The organism is Shewanella sp. cp20 (assembly GCF_000832025.1).
Lineage (GTDB): Bacteria > Pseudomonadota > Gammaproteobacteria > Enterobacterales > Shewanellaceae > Shewanella.
This window is the reverse complement of the sequence record NZ_JPII01000028.1, coordinates 129499-144955: the sequence shown is the minus strand read 5'-3', so window position 1 is coordinate 144955 and position 15457 is coordinate 129499. Positions and strand designations below refer to the sequence as shown.

The following is a 15457-nucleotide window of genomic DNA, read 5'->3' as shown; positions in this document are numbered from 1 at the left end:
TTTAAATTCTTTCATTAAGTTTGGGCTGAGGCATTTTGTACCTCATCCTGGTTTTCGAGCGTCTCCTGCAGGCGCTCCATCAATTTCTCATAGCAAGGCTTAATCACCCCGAAGAGTAGATTCAACTTGTCACAGTTTTTCATCTTAGCCTCCATTTCCAGGCTCAGAAACTGCTCCTGCAATTGTATGGCGCCTAAGCTACTGGAGAGCCCCTTAAGCCCATGGCTAAGCTGGCGCACCTTCTCAAAATCCTCGGCGGCAATCGCATCTTCAAGCTCCCTGAGTTGCCCAGGCGTCGTCTCGTGATACATCTGACAAATCTCGGCAAACAAAACCTCATTGTCCATCAGCCGACTCAGAGCCAGCTTGCGATTCCAGACATAATCTTCATCGTTAACCTGGATCTCCTCATGGGGCTGGGATTCCAGCATGACCTCCTGATCGGCTTTCTCACAGACCGACACTAACCAGTCGACCACCTTCTCCTGTAGACGCTCAGCCAGGATAGGCTTGGTGATATAATCATTCATGCCCGCCTCGATACACTTATCGCGCTCACCCATCATGGCGCTGGCCGTCATGGCGATAATGGGGGTATCGACAAACACCTCTCCCGCCTCCCCAGCGCGGATCGCCCGGGTACAATCATAGCCATTGAGTATCGGCATCTGACAATCCATCAGGATAACCTGTACCGTCAGTCCCTCTTGCTCGCATTCCCGTAGCCTGGTTAGTGCCTCCTGCCCATTGGTGGCTCTGACAAACTCCAGCGACAGTTCCGACAAGACGCCCTGAGCAACCTCTATGTTGATCTCGTTATCATCGACCACCAACACACGTGCCCCTTTGACACAGAGAGCCTCCTCGTCGCTGATCGACAGTGCACGCTTGCTCTGGCTAGGTTCAACACCAGTGACAGATTTCTGGGCGCCGAACTTGTGCATAAATTCGGAAAACAGCAGCGGGTTGTTCAAATATTCAAGCTCGATATTCTGCAGTGACTTATTACCGTCGGCACTCTTTTGAAATGCCAGCACCCTAGGCAAGCGTTTATGGGTCGCCGCCAGCGTCGGCCAGAGGCTATCGAGATCCGTAAGCAGTGAGTGACGCTGCTCGACAATCAACACATGAGGAAGCACCTCTGGTACAGGGGCATCCTGATTGAGCCAGTCACGAATAGGCGCGCCAGGCAGCAACTTACCCCCTAGGCGCGCGACTGCCCCCTCGACACAGGCCTGCTGCGCCTGGTTGACCAACAAGACACTACAGGTCATCTCATGGAGCAGCGCCTCGGGCGCCATCAACTTAAACTGGCCCTGATGCAACACCATAGTGAAGGTGAAGCTGCTCCCCTGCTCCTGATGCGACTCAAAACTCATCTTACCATTGAGTAGCTCACTGAGTTCCTTACAGATCGAAAGCCCCAGACCTGTGCCACCATATTGCCCCGCGATACTGGAGGTCGCCTGGGAAAAGGCGGTAAAGAGCTTGGCCTGGTTCTCCTCGGCAATGCCTATGCCGGTATCAGACACCTGACAGGTAAACTCCAGCTCTCCCGTCTCTCGCAGACGACTAAAAGCCCTCACCTTGATATATCCCTGCTCGGTAAACTTGATAGCATTGTTCACCAGGTTAGTGAGGATTTGGGTGAGTCGATGGGCGTCGCTCTCTATACTCTGGCAACGAAGATCGACAACATCGATGACAAACTCAACCCCCTTCTCCTGCGCCTTCACCGCCATACTACTGCAGACACTCTCAACCAGGTTGAGCGGGCTGAAGGTACTGATGTCCAGATCTAACTTGCCCGCCTCTATCTTAGAGAGATCAAGCACATCATTGATCAGCGCCGACAAGGCATTTACGCTCACCTCGGCCATCTCCAGATAACGCTCCTGTCGCTCGCTCAGAGACTCCTTACGAACCAGATTCAGGGTGCCCACGATACCGTTTAACGGTGTGCGCATCTCATGGCTGATGTTGGAAATGAAGGTACTCTTCACATAGCTGGCCTTTTGCAGCTCCTGAGTCCTGATGGCCACCTTCTTCTCTAACTCTGTGTTGACCAATTGGATCTTCTTGGCCGCCTGCTTCTCGATCGAGACATCACGCATGATGACGGCCACGCCCAAGGCAAGTTTGTTTTCTCCTAAGATGGGGGAAACCGACACAGAGAGATCCACATTACGCCCCTCGTTCATCGGCAGAACCGCCTCTAGGTTAAGCGTCTTATTGCCCTGATTAGCCTTGCTCACCAACTCGGCCAGATTGACTTCGGGTAGCAGCGCTAGCTCGTTAATAAAGTGCCCCTTGGCATAATCGGCGTCATAGCCAAACAGCAACTCGGCGGCGCGGTTCCAATTATTAACCACCCCGCTGCTGTCCACCCCTATGATGGCATCTTTGGAGCCATCTATGATGGCCGCTGATTGCGCCTTTTCCTTGGCGAGCGCCTGACTATTGCGGGCACTGCGTCCCAGGATAATGACCACAAATAGAAACAGCCCGCCAATGGCCAACATAAAGGTGTAGACACTTATACGACGCGATACCGCCATCTCCTGCACATATTGTTTGGGGGCCATCAAAGTGGCGGTAAGCCGCCCACTCAGGGCATCGTTTGACAGTGTAATTGTCCGCCTATAGGCATAATAGGGCCTATTATCATGGTAGCTGTCCAGCACCAGCTCAAAATTGCGTTTAAGGGTCTTACTCGCTTGGTAGTGTTTATCCCAAACCAACTCGGGCTGCAGATCTCGGCTATAACGCATCTCCTCATTGGGATGTACCAGAAAATAGCCCTCACCGTCGGTCAACACCAGGTCAATAGGATCTGGCACTAGCCGCTTAAAGGAGGTAAGCAGCTCACCGGCATTGATGTTGACGATCAGCAGGCCAAACCGGCCACCAGCGTCGTCAAAAATCGGTGTCGCCAGGCGGAGCATGGGACGGTATGGATAATCTATCTTGCCAAACTCGCGATTCAGGGTGATGGGCGAGGTATATATCTCCCCCTGTTGCAACGCTTTGCTGGCTTGAAAGTAGTCCCGCCCCTGCTTGTCCTGTAAGTTGATATCTTCAACCACCTGCACGGAGCCACCGCGCCGGTCAACCCGAATCAGCTCCATGCCATCGGCGCTTAGTATGCGAAGCTGTTCATACTCACTATTGTTCTGCAAAAACGCGACGAAAATGGTTTCGAGACGATGACGCCACTGGCCGTAGCGGGTCTCATCCACGGGATCGATTCCCTGATTGTTTTTCGCCCTCGACAAGCCTGAGATAGGTGGCGTCTCAAACAGAAAACGTAAGTTATTAAAGTAAGAGTTGAGTCTGTGCTGAGCCTGGTTATTGACCTGCTCGCTTTGAGCCTCAAGATCGGCGCGCAGACTATCGACGATATTCTGGTTTAATTGAGACTCAAAACTGGCGACGATAATCAATGCCACCGCCAGCACTAACAATGAGGCAATCAACAGCAATGAACGTCCGCCAAAGAGAGAAGATAAGCGTGAAATCTGTCGCACCATGGACTTTAACTCCTTTTAACATCCAAAATCAGTAACACACTGTTATTTAAGAAATATAATTCATGTACAAGTGATACCCCGCACGAAACGCTATCGGAAAGTATGCTTATTTGACGCCCCTGACTAACTCAAAAGTAGTAATCGAGCGCAATTTCATCTCTAAGCATTAAAAATCCCTAAGCAAACTGATTATAGTCGGCTAAGCTAAATGTAGGCGGCAGATTTGAAAAGGAATTCTTTTATGCTTTTCGGCAACGATGTGGAGGCTCGGCAAAAAATATTAGTTGTCGACGATGAAAGCGCGAATCTACATCTACTGGAACAGTCCCTTACCGATCTGGCCGAGATCATCTGTAGCACAGGCGGCCAGGACGCGCTGGACAAGGCAGAACAACATCAACCCGCCATCATATTACTGGATATCGAGATGCCACAAATGAATGGCTTCGAGATGTGCAAGCGCCTGAAGAACAATCCTAAGACCTGCAACAGCGCGGTGATCTTCGTCACCGCCCATAGCGAGAGCAGCTTCGAATATAAGTCCCTCAGCTCAGGTGGCATAGACTTCATCCACAAGCCCATAGATCTCACCACCTGCCGTCTGCGCGTCAAGAACCACCTGCTACTCAAGCGTCAGGAGCAGACCATCATAGAGGCACGCCAAGACATGCAGGCCCTGGTCAATCAGATCCCCTCATACATCTCCTATTGGTCCAAGGATCTGCTCAACCGTTTCCATAACGACTACAACGGCAAGTGGTTCGGCACTATCCCCCAAGACGCGCTAGGCAAACCGGCCTCGAGCCTGTTACCCAAGGCACTGTATGAAGAGCTATTGACGCGCATCGCCAGCAACAAACTCAAACATCAATTTGAGATCGCCCTGGAAAATAAGCCAGACAAAACCGAATATGCCCAGGCCCATCTCACCATCAGGAAGCACGAGGGCAGTATCTCAGGCTTGCTGCTGACCCTAACGGATATCACCTCCATCAAGCAGGCCAAGAGCCAGCTGGACATGGAGAATCGCCGCCTGAAGATCATGCTCAATACCATAGGCGATGCTGTCGTCGCCACCGACAGTAAGGCGAAGATCACCTTTATGAACCCTATCGCCGAGCGCCTCACCGGCTGGGTAAGCCGTGACGCCATCGGATTGCATATCGAGCAGGTAATGGATCTTTGCGATGCCAAGACCAAATACCGTAGCCCCAACCCGGTCACCATCGCCATCAACGAGAAGCGCAACGTCGCCATGGCGCTCAACTGTCAGCTCACCAGCTTAGATGGCACCATATTTCAGATAGAAGATTCGGCGGCGCCCATTACCGACAGCGAGGGCGAGGTCACTGGTGGCATCATGGTGTTCCATGACTGCAGCGAGTCCGTGGCCATGTCACTTAAGATGAGTCATCTGGCAAATCATGATCAACTCACGGATCTCCCTAACCGCATCCTGTTACATGACAGGATCAATCATGCCTGCGCCGTGGCCGACTCCTACGACACAAGCGTCGCCCTAATGTTGATCGACATAGACCACTTTAAATACCTCAACGACTCTTTAGGCCACAGTTATGGGGATCAGGTGATCAAGCAGGTATCGAAACGATTACAGTCCCTCATCGATCCCAGCGCCACCCTGGGGCGCATTGGTGGTGACGAGTTCATCCTGCTGCTCCCCTCTCTGAGCGCCACCAGCCAGGTTGACTCCATCGCCACCGATATCGTGAGAAGCCTCAACACGCCTTTTCGTATCGATGGTCAGGAATATACCCTGTCGGCCAGCGTCGGCATAAGCATCTACCCCTCGGACGCCCTCAGGCCCGAGGAGCTGATGACCCATGTGGATGCCGCCATGTATCGCGCCAAGGACCTGGGCCGCAACCGCTTCTGCTATTTTTCAGAAGATCTGGAGCAGGAACTGGTTAAACGTCACGAACTGGTTACCCTGCTACGCAACGCCATCGATACCGAGGCCATTGAGGTCTACTACCAGCCTAAGGTAGATCTAAAAACCAAACAGATCATCGGCGCCGAGGCCCTCGCCAGGCTTTACGATCCCAACGGCAAGCTGATCTCCCCCCTAGATTTCATCCCCCTTGCGGAAGAGACAGGCCTCATCCATCAACTGGGAGAGATCATCTTAAAGCAGAGCTGCATGGCCGCTAAGGCATGGCAGGATAAAGGCAAGCCTCTGCAGATAGCGGTCAATATAGCCGCTAAGCAATTTAACAACCCCGACTTTTGTGACTCTGTGGCCAAGGTGCTTGAACTCACTGGGCTCGACAGCAGCTTCCTGGAACTTGAGGTAACAGAAAGCTCCCTCATGTATGATTTCGATGAGGCACTCAATGTACTCAACACCCTCTCCTCACTTGGGCTGAGCATCGCCATCGATGATTTCGGCACCGGCTATTCGAGTCTCAGCTACCTCAAGTTCTTCCCGGTAAATACCTTAAAAATCGATCAGTCTTTCGTAAAGGATATGCTGGGAGATGAACAGAGCCTGGATATCGTCAAGGCGGTGATCCATTTGGGCAAATCCCTCAAGCTCAAACTGATCGCCGAAGGCATAGAAGATGCTGAGCAGCTGCAAAAACTGGTTTCACTGGAGTGTGAACAGGGCCAGGGCTATATGTTCAGCAAGCCACTCCCCCTAACAGAATTTGATCAACGCTTTATTCGCTAACCCTTCCTTCTTCCCTTTCTCCTCTTCCCTTGACTCTAAGGGGAAATAACGTAACATCCTCAGCGCCTTAACCTGTGTGTAACACTCGTTACTCATGCGTACGTTTAAGGCCTAGAGATACCGTCACGAAGGAGAGAGCATGACAACACTACCCAAGGATATCGCCAACCTATCGACCATAAAGAGCAAAGGCAAAGGCGCCATTGTCTTGGTCGCCGGCTTACTTTTCGCCCTTATTCTATTCAGCCAGACCATGTACACGGTTGACGAGGGACATGTGGGCATCATCAAGCGTTTCGGTCAAGCGACAGAGCAGGTCAACCCGGGCCTGCACATCAAGATCCCTTTCGTCGACAAGGTAGAGATCTTAGAGATACGTACTCGCAAGAATGTCGAGAAGCTCAATGCCTCGACCCACGAGCAGATGCCAGTCACCGCCGAGGTGTCGATTAACTGGACCGTCAATCGCGACCAGGCCTTCGATCTGTTCAAAAGCTATGGTGGCCTGAGCCAGTTCGAGTCTCGCATTCTGGATCCAAAACTCAGATCGGCCGCCAAGGATGCCCTTGCACGCTATAAGGCCGAGGAGATCATCCAAAACCGCAGTCGGGTGATCGCCCAGATCGAAGACTTCCTCATCGAAGAGATGAAGGAGTACCCGGTCAAGCTCGACTCGGCGCAGCTGGAAAATCTGGGCCTGCCGCAGAAGTATATCCAGTCTATCGAGACCAAGCAGACAGAGAAAAACCTAGCGGCCGCCGAGAAGCATCGTCTTGAAAGACAGAATCTGGAGGCCCAGCGTGAGGTAAACACGGCCAACGCCAAGCGTGATGCCGCCAAGGCCACAGCCGACGGTAAGGCCTATGCGATTCAAACCGAGGCCATCGCCGAGGCCGAAGCCATTCGCTTAAAGGGTATCGCCGAGGCCGAAGCCATCAAGAAGAAAGCCGAGGCGCTGAGAGAATCGCAGACCCTGGTGGATTATGTACGCGCCCAGCAGTGGAACGGCCAGATGCCCACCACCATCATGGGCAGCGACCAGAGCGTGCTGTGGAATAGGACCAGTAAGAAGCAGTAAGTAAGCTAGCTATACCTGCCTGACTCATAGGCACAAAAAAGCCCGCATCGCGCGGGCTTTTTATATTGACCAAACATAGCAAACTACACGCCCAGTTTGTCACGCATCGTGTAGTACCAGGCACCTATGGCCGAGAAAGGCACCTGCAACAGGTGACCGCCCGGGAAGGGGTAATGAGGTAGCTGAGCAAAGGCATCGAAGCGTTTCGCCTGGCCATTGATGGTCTCCGCCAGTATCTGACCCGCCAGGTGCGTATAGGTCACCCCATGACCGCTACAGCCCTGAGAGTAATAGATATTACCGCCGATACGCCCGACCTGCGGCAGGCGTGACAGGGTCAACAGGAAGTTGCCCGTCCAGGTATAATCTATCTTCACATCCTTGAGCTGCGGGAAGGTCGCCAGCATCTTGGGACGAATGATCGCCTCGATATTGGCAGGATCCCGGGCGCCGTAGACCACGCCACCACCATAGATGAGACGCTTGTCGCCAGACAGCCTGAAATAATCCAGCAGATAGTTACAGTCTTCGACGCAATAGTCTTGCGGCAGCAGCGAGTGCGCCAGCTCTTCACCAAGCGGCTCAGTGGTGATCACCTGAGTACCACAGGGCATAGACTTGGCCTGTAGCTCGGGCATTAAGCCCTTGAGGTAGGCATTTCCGGCCACGATAACAAACTTGCACTTCACCGACCCTTCCTGGGTGTGTACCACGGGGCTGTCGCCCTGATCGACGCGGATCACCGCCGAGTCTTCAAAGATCTGTCCCCCTAAGGACTCCACCGCATCGGCCTCACCCAGCGCCAGATTCAGCGGGTGAATATGGCCGCCGCTCTTGTCTAACATGCCGCCCACGTAGCGCTCGGTATCCACCACGCCGCGTATGCCCTGCTCATCCAGCAGCTCAAGATGTCCAAGGTGACCATGCTTCTCCCACAGCGTCTTTTGCGCGGCGAGGTGACCCATCTGCTTCTTGTTCAGCGCCGCAAACACGCCGCCTTCTTTGAGATCGCACTGAATATTATATTTGGCGACCAGTCCTTTAAGGATGCGCCCACCTTCGAAGGCCATCTGACCAAACAGCTTGGCCGGCTCGGTGCCGACCACCTTCTCTATGGTGTCGATATCCCGGCTGAAGCTGTTGACTATCTGGCCGCCGTTGCGTCCGGATGCGCCGAAGCCGACCCTGGCCGCCTCCAGCACTGTCACCTTAAAGCCCGCCTCCAACAGATGGATTGCCGACGAGAGGCCGGTATAACCCGCGCCTATGATACAGACGTCGGTCTCTATGTTATCGCTTAACTTGTCGCGCAGCGCCTTGGTGTTGGCAGACGCCGCATAATAGGAATTTGCATGAGGTGTACAGGTCATATCATTCACCCTGAATCGTTATAATAATGGCTTGGGTTGACAGGCGCCGCGGGGCGCCTGCTATCTAGAGCTAACGCTGCGAGCCTAGTCGCTGACCATACGGCTACGTTTGTCGGCGCGTCTGGCGAGGTACCAAGAGATGAAGGCAATCAGCGAAACGATTAAGATGATCAAGGTCGCCAACGCGTTGATCTTGGGCGATACCCCCATACGTACGGAGGAGAAGACCACCATAGGCAGGGTCGTCGCTCCAGGCCCAGAGGCGAAGCTGGCGATCACTAGGTCATCCAGCGACAGGCTGAAGGAGAGCAGCCAACCCGCAATCAGCGCCGGCGAGATCATAGGCACTGTGATGTGGAAGAAGGTCTTGAGCGGCGTCGCGCCTAAATCCTGAGCCGCCTCCTCGATAGACATATCCAGCTCACGCAGCCTGGATGACACCACCACGGCCACATAGGCGGCGCAGAAGGTCGAGTGGGCGATCCACACCGTCAGCATGCCACGCTCGGCCGGCCAACCCAGTAGGTCTGCCATGTGCACGAATAGCAGCAATAGCGACAGACCCGTGATCACCTCTGGCATAACCAGTGGCGCGGTGATCATGTTCGACAATGTCATCTTGCCCCAGGAGCGGGCGAAGCGTGTCATCACGAAGGCCGCCATGGTGCCGAGAATCACCGCCATGGTGGAGGCGAAGAACGCCACCTTCAAACTGGTCGCCACCGCATCGAGGATCTGATCGTCGCGGAATAGCTCACCATACCACTTGGCCGAGAAGCCGCCCCAAACCGTCACCAGCTTAGACTCGTTGAAGGAGTAGAAGACCAGGATGAACATGGGCGCGTAGAGGAAAAACATCCCACCCCAGAGCATCAGGGTGGAGAAACTCAATTTTCTTAGTCTGTTGCTCATATCGTCTTCTCCATACTTCTGGACTGATAACGATGAAATAGGGTGATAGGGATAATCAAGAGTGCCAACATCACGATGGCGAGAGACGAAGCGACCGGCCAATCACGGTTGTTGAAGAACTCCTGCCAGAGCACCTTACCTATCATGAGCGAATCAGGACCGCCCAATAGCTCAGGGATCACGAACTCCCCGACCACAGGAATAAACACCAGCATAGACCCGGCAATCACCCCGCCTTTCGACAGCGGCAGCGTTACCTTCCAGAAGGTATTGAGACTGCGTGAGCCGAGATCTGCCGCGGCCTCGAGCAAACTGCCATCGAGCTGCGACAGGTTGGCGTATAGAGGGAGGATCATAAACGGCAAATAGGTATAGATGATGCCGATATAGACGGCGAAATTGGTATTGAGCATCTGAATAGGCTCGGAGATCACCCCTAGCCACATCAGCAGGTTATTGACCACCCCGTTGTTACTCAGTATCCCCATCCAGGCATACACACGGATAAGAAACGAGGTCCAAGATGGCAACATCACCAAGAGGATCAGCACAGTCTGGTGCTGCTTAGGTGCCCTGGCGATAGCATACGCCATGGGGTAACCAATCAGTAGACAGCCGAAGGTGGTGACCAACGCCATCTTGAGCGAACCCAGATAGGCATTGACATAGAGATGATCTTCGAAGATCAGAATATAGTTGCCCAGATTGAGCATGATCTGCAGCGACTCGTCGGCATATTGATACAGCGCCTCATAGGGCGGGATCGCCACGGCCGGCGTCGACAAACTGATCTTCAATACGATGGCAAAAGGCAAGGCAAAGAACATCAGCAGCCAGAAATAGGGCACGCCTATGGTCCAGCATTGCCCCTTGGGCAAACGAAACTTTATTGGCTTCTTCTTCATAACGCCCCCGTTAAGATCTCAGTACAACGGCACTGGTCGCTTCCCAGCTCACGAAGACATCCTCTTCCCAGGTGGGCGAATCGGCGCGGCGGTCGCTGTTAGTCATCACTGACTGAATAAGCTGTCCATTACACAGGCGTATGTAGTAAACCGAGATGCCCCCCAGGTAGGCGATATCTTCTACCTTACCGGCGCACCAGTTGCGCGCCTCGCCTGGCTGCTCGCGGCTGATATGAGTCTTCTCGGGACGAATCGCCACCCACACCTGGGTGGTATCCACACTGGTAGACACACCGTAGCCCACGTAGAAGGGCTGAGGAATGTTGGCCACATTGATCACCACGTGGTCGACCTCATCCTCGACAATATCCCCCTCGAACAGGTTTACGCTGCCGATAAACTCGGCCACCATGCGGTTAGCCGGGCTCTCGTAGATATCCATTGGCGAACCGGTTTGAGCGATCCAGCCATCGTTCATGATGGCGATGCGCTCGGCCATAGTCATAGCCTCTTCCTGATCGTGGGTAACCATCACACAGGTCACCCCGACCGCCTCGAGAATGTCCACCACCTCGAGCTGCATCTGAGTGCGCAGTTTCTTATCCAGCGCCCCCATAGGCTCGTCCAGTAGCAGGAGTTTTGGACGCTTGGCCAGCGAACGCGCCAGGGCCACACGCTGACGCTGACCACCGGAGAGCTGATTAGGCTTACGCTTGGCATAAGGCTCCATGTGAACCAGCTTGAGCATCTCTTTAACACGCTGCTCTATCTCATCCTTGGGCATCTTGTCCTGCTTGAGACCGAAGGCGATATTTTGCGCCACCGTCATGTGCGGAAACAGGGCGTAAGATTGGAACATCATATTGATGGGGCGCTCATAGGGTGGCATATCGGTAATATCCTGGCCATCGAGATAGATGCGTCCCTCGGTCGGCTTCTCAAAGCCGGCCAGCATGCGCAGCAGCGTCGATTTCCCCGAACCTGAGCCGCCAAGCAATGCAAAAATTTCCCCACGATTAATATTTAGCGAGACGTCGTCCACGGCGCGAACATCGTCAAATAGCTTGCTGACTCTCTCGATCTTCAGCAACACCTCTCCTTGCGTCTTTGTTGTCGGTTTGTTGGTGACGCCCGAATTGCTAGCCATAATACTTCTCCACAAAAAGCACCAGTAAGGCACCTACTGCAATAGTTAAGATGATCTTAAAGAAAGGAGGGCAAGCGACCTTGCCCTCTAATACAGGCATTACATGCCAGATTTGACCTTAGTCCACACGCGAGTCATGGCACGCTGCGCCTTCATCGGACGCACATCGGCCACATACAGGCGTGACAGTACTTCAGGGGTAGGATAGATAGCCGCGTCGTTACGGATCTCTTCATCCACCAGCTCCTGAGCAGGCACGTTAGGGTTAGCGTACGCCACATAGTTAGTGATAGGTGCAATCACCTCGGGGCGCAGCAGATAATTAATAAAGGTGTGAGCGTTCTTCACGTTCTTTGCATCGGCAGGAATCGCCAACATATCGAACCAAAGGTTTGAACCCTCTTTTGGAATCGCGTATCCAATCACCTGACCATTCTCGGCCTCTTCGGCGCGCGCGGCGGCCTGGAAGACATCACCCGAGTAACCGAATGCCACACAGAGGTCGCCATTGGCCAGATCGGTAATGTAGCGTGATGAGTGGAAATAGGTCACGAAGGGACGGATCTTCGCCATCACCTCACCCGCCTTGGCATAGTCTTCGCTCTTAGTGCTATTTGGATCTAAGCCTAAGTAGATCATCGCCATCGGCAGCATCTCGTCGGCACTGTCCAGCAGCGAGAAGCCACACTTAGAGATCTTCTCGGCATACTTAGGGTTAAAGACTAGCTCCAAAGAGTCTACCGGCGCATCTTCACCCAACACCTGTTTCACCTTAGCCTCGTTATAGCCTATGCCAGTGGTGCCCCACAGGTAAGGCACGGCGTGCTCGTTACGTGGATCGGCGGTTTCCAGCTGCTTCATCAGTTCAGGATTGAGGTTCTTATGGTTGGTCAGCTGTGACTGATCCAACTTCTGGAAGGCACCCGCCTTGATCTGCTTTGCCAGGAAGTTGTTTGACGGCACCACGATATCATAGCCAGAACGACCCGATAGCAGCTTAGCCTCGACCACTTCGTTGCTGTCGAACACATCGTAGACCACCTTGATGCCCGTCTCTTTCTCAAAATTGGCGAGGGTATCTTCGGCGATATAATCAGACCAGTTATATACTCTAACCACCTCTTCGGCGCTGGCGACAGAGCTTGCAAATACCCCGGCGGTGACCAGAGCGAGTGTTGTCATTTTCTTTAAAAGCTTCATGCTATCTCCTTGTTAGCTTGCCAGTAGTCTGATGATTACTGTCATTGCATTGCCGCTTGTGACGGCTTTCATTGTTATTATTGCCAATGCTACAGCTTACAACTGCATCGAACCTGTTTAACATTCATCGCTAGTGTAAAATCGAACATATCCACCATCAATATGAATTTATATCTATTTACACCGGTTAGTTATCCATGATTCAACCAGGGGGTTAATCCCCCGGCAATCTTGCTTCATTTTGTCGCCAACCCTGCCCCAGAGTGGTGCAGAGCCGCTAGACGGTCAGTAGTAGGAACTCGCGCTCCCATGAACTGATCACCCGGCGGAAGTTTTCCAGATCCGCCTGTTTCACCGCGATATAACCTGTGGTAAAGGTATCCCCCAGATATTCCCTAACCGCCGAGCTTTCCGACATCACCGCCAGCGCCTCTTCGAGGGTCAGCGGCAGGCTGATCCCCTGGCGATTCTCGTTAGCGCGTCCATGCATAGGCGTGGAGGGTTTCACATCTTCCACCATGCCCATGTAACCACACAGCAAGGTGGCCGCGATGGCCAGATAGCTGTTGGCATCGGCACCGGCGATGCGGTTCTCGATGCGACGGTTCTGTGGCGACGACTCGGGAATACGCAGACCACAGGTACGGTTCTCATCGCCCCACTCCAGATTGACCGGCGCCGAGGTGCCGGGCAGGAAGCGTCTGAAAGAGTTTACGTTGGGTGCCATCAGGGGAAGCAGCTCGGGAATATACTTCTGCAGGCCGCCTATGTAGCTCAGGAACTTAGCACTTTTCGTGCCGTCTTCGTTGGTAAAGACATTCTTGCCGGTCTTGATATCCACCACACTCTGGTGAATATGCATGGCGCTGCCGGGCTCGTCGGTGACAGGCTTGGCCATGAAGGTGGCACACACATCATGCTTAAGCGCTGCCTCACGCAAGGTACGCTTAAACACAAACACCTGATCCGCCAGCGACAGAGGGTCGCCGTGGCTGAAGTTGATCTCCATCTGGGCCGTGCCCTCTTCATGGATCAGGGTATCGATATCCAGTCCCTGAGCCTCGCACCAGTCATACATATCTTCAATAAGGGATCGTACTCGTTGGCGGCATCGATTGAGAAAGACTGACGACCCGACTCCTTGCGACCACTGCGGCCCACGGGCGGGATCAATGGAATATCGGGATCTGAGTTTCTATGGGTCAGATAAAATTCCATCTCGGGCGCAACGACTGGCTTCCAGCCCTTATCTTCATAGAGCTTGAGCACTTTCTTTAGCAGGTTACGGGGCGACAGCTCTATGGGGTTACCCATCTTGTCGAAGGTGTCGTGGATCACCTGGGCAGTGGCTTCGACCGTCCAGGGCAACATGAATACCGCGTTCGCGTCCGGGACACAGACAAAGTCGATATCCGCCTTATCCAGCAGGCTGTCATACAGATCGTCATCCACATAATCGCCGGTCACTGTCTGCAGCAGCACACTCTCTGGCAGGCGCATCCCCTTCTCGTCGATAAACTTATCCACCGGAGCGATTTTACCGCGGGCGATCCCCGTCATATCGCTGATGACACACTCCACCTCGGTGATCTTATTGGCTTTCAAATAATCGATTAACTTCTTCATGCTTCATTATCTCTTGCGTTGAGCTGCTCTGGCTTGGCAGGCTTGACTAAAGGCACTGAAAATTGAGCGATAGAAAGGGTTCTCTAACACCTTCCATTCGGGGTGAAACTGCACCCCCAGCGCGAAATTTTTCGCCTCTTTGACCGAAAACGCCTCGATTAATCCATCGGGGGCATAGGCTTCTGGCCGCAATCCAACACCCAAACGGTCAACACCTTGAGTGTGCACAGAGTTCACCTCTGCCAAATTGCGGCCCCAAGCCTCGTGGAGTAATCCCCCCGGTTCTATCTTCAACGGATGAGACAGGCCGTACTGCACCTCGACGTCAGCCGTCTTGTCTTCTCTGTGTTCAATATAATCGCCAACTTCATGCAATTTCTGATGCAGGCTGCCACCAAATACCACATTCATCTCCTGAAATCCCCGGCAGATGGCCAGCACAGGCACACCGGCATCGATCGCCGCCTTCAGCAGCGGCAGATTGGTGGCGTCGCGTTTGGGATCGTGTAGGGTATCTGGGTCACTCGCCACACCGTCATAGTGGTGGGGCTCGATATTGGAGGGCGAACCGGTGAAGAGCAGGCCATCTAATCTGGGCAATATCGTCTCGGCCGGGCAATGGCCAAGTGCGGGGATCACCAAGGGCCAGCCCTGGGTGGCATCGGCAATACTCAGTAGGTATTTCTCGCCAACGATATTGAATGGGTGCAGGCCTACCTGTTGATTACAGGCCGTGACACCGATAACAGCAAGTCCTTCATCGGACATAGTTCACCTTTAGCTTTGTTGCGTCTTCTTATAGTTATAGCAATGAACAGACTTCAATCAATGTTCATTTTTTCACACACTACACTGAAATAGTTGACGAGGCAATAGCCCGCAGAAAACAAAATATACAATAGAATAACAATTAGAATAAAACTCAATTAAAACAACATTAAAAGAGAAATAAAATTAATGTAAAGCCGAAAACAGGCGAAAATCACGCCAGGGGTTT

At 53.2% G+C, this 15457-nt stretch carries 9 protein-coding genes and 1 pseudogene; 2 read left to right on the top strand and 8 right to left on the bottom strand.

Translation table 11 applies throughout. The features are described 5' to 3' along the window. Positions 1–14: 14 nt before the first annotated feature. On the bottom strand, positions 15–3530 hold the full coding sequence (locus DB48_RS10830; protein ID WP_041510294.1) for an ATP-binding protein: 3516 nt from the start codon (positions 3528–3530) through the stop codon (positions 15–17). Positions 3531–3771: 241 nt separating this feature from the next. On the opposite strand from DB48_RS10830, the gene DB48_RS10825 reads away from it, so the two are divergent. Both DB48_RS10825 and DB48_RS10820 read left to right on the top strand, forming a co-directional pair. After that, complete coding sequence (locus DB48_RS10825) at positions 3772–6222, top strand: EAL domain-containing protein (RefSeq protein WP_041510293.1); 2451 nt, start codon at positions 3772–3774, stop codon at positions 6220–6222. Positions 6223–6361: 139 nt separating this feature from the next. Further along, entirely contained in the window at positions 6362–7300 is a 939-nt protein-coding gene (locus tag DB48_RS10820; RefSeq protein ID WP_041510292.1) for an SPFH domain-containing protein, read from the top strand. A gap of 83 nt (positions 7301–7383) precedes the next feature. Here the strand turns inward: DB48_RS10820 and DB48_RS10815 are convergent, their stop codons facing one another. From DB48_RS10815 to DB48_RS10785, 7 genes and pseudogenes are all read right to left on the bottom strand, one after another. Further along, on the bottom strand, positions 7384–8670 hold the full coding sequence (locus DB48_RS10815) for an NAD(P)/FAD-dependent oxidoreductase (RefSeq protein ID WP_041510291.1): 1287 nt from the start codon (positions 8668–8670) through the stop codon (positions 7384–7386). Between the two features lie 84 nt (positions 8671–8754). After that, positions 8755–9582 carry an ABC transporter permease subunit gene (locus DB48_RS10810; RefSeq protein WP_011864781.1) on the bottom strand — a complete coding sequence of 276 codons (828 nt, stop codon included), beginning with the start codon at positions 9580–9582 and terminating at the stop codon, positions 8755–8757. After that, positions 9579–10487, bottom strand: a complete 909-nt coding sequence (locus tag DB48_RS10805) for an ABC transporter permease subunit (RefSeq protein ID WP_041510290.1) — start codon at positions 10485–10487, stop codon at positions 9579–9581. The genes DB48_RS10810 and DB48_RS10805 overlap by 4 nt, the downstream gene beginning before the upstream one ends. Before the next feature lie 10 nt (positions 10488–10497). After that, positions 10498–11634 (bottom strand): polyamine ABC transporter ATP-binding protein, encoded by a 1137-nt coding sequence (potA, locus tag DB48_RS10800; protein WP_041510289.1) that lies wholly within the window; start codon positions 11632–11634, stop codon positions 10498–10500. Positions 11635–11733: 99 nt separating this feature from the next. Then, positions 11734–12834 carry a polyamine ABC transporter substrate-binding protein gene (locus tag DB48_RS10795; RefSeq protein ID WP_041510288.1) on the bottom strand — a complete coding sequence of 367 codons (1101 nt, stop codon included), beginning with the start codon at positions 12832–12834 and terminating at the stop codon, positions 11734–11736. Positions 12835–13111: 277 nt separating this feature from the next. After that, positions 13112–14148, bottom strand: a pseudogene (locus DB48_RS10790) (glutamine synthetase family protein). A gap of 318 nt (positions 14149–14466) precedes the next feature. Beyond that, entirely contained in the window at positions 14467–15228 is a 762-nt protein-coding gene (locus tag DB48_RS10785) for a gamma-glutamyl-gamma-aminobutyrate hydrolase family protein (RefSeq protein WP_041510287.1), read from the bottom strand. Between the last annotated feature and the right edge of the window lie 229 nt (positions 15229–15457).

Bases quoted from the DNA above. Each gene is read 5' to 3' on its own strand.
- DB48_RS10825 (WP_041510293.1), top strand. From the start codon at position 3,772: ATGCTTTTCGGCAACGATGTGGAGGCTCGGCAAAAAATATTAGTTGTC.
- DB48_RS10820 (WP_041510292.1), top strand. From the start codon at position 6,362: ATGACAACACTACCCAAGGATATCGCCAACCTATCGACCATAAAGAGC.
- DB48_RS10815 (WP_041510291.1), bottom strand. From the start codon at position 8,670: ATGACCTGTACACCTCATGCAAATTCCTATTATGCGGCGTCTGCCAAC.
- DB48_RS10810 (WP_011864781.1), bottom strand. From the start codon at position 9,582: ATGAGCAACAGACTAAGAAAATTGAGTTTCTCCACCCTGATGCTCTGG.
- potA (WP_041510289.1), bottom strand. From the start codon at position 11,634: ATGGCTAGCAATTCGGGCGTCACCAACAAACCGACAACAAAGACGCAA.
- DB48_RS10830 (WP_041510294.1), bottom strand. From the start codon at position 3,530: ATGGTGCGACAGATTTCACGCTTATCTTCTCTCTTTGGCGGACGTTCA.
- DB48_RS10805 (WP_041510290.1), bottom strand. From the start codon at position 10,487: ATGAAGAAGAAGCCAATAAAGTTTCGTTTGCCCAAGGGGCAATGCTGG.
- DB48_RS10795 (WP_041510288.1), bottom strand. From the start codon at position 12,834: ATGAAGCTTTTAAAGAAAATGACAACACTCGCTCTGGTCACCGCCGGG.
- DB48_RS10785 (WP_041510287.1), bottom strand. From the start codon at position 15,228: ATGTCCGATGAAGGACTTGCTGTTATCGGTGTCACGGCCTGTAATCAA.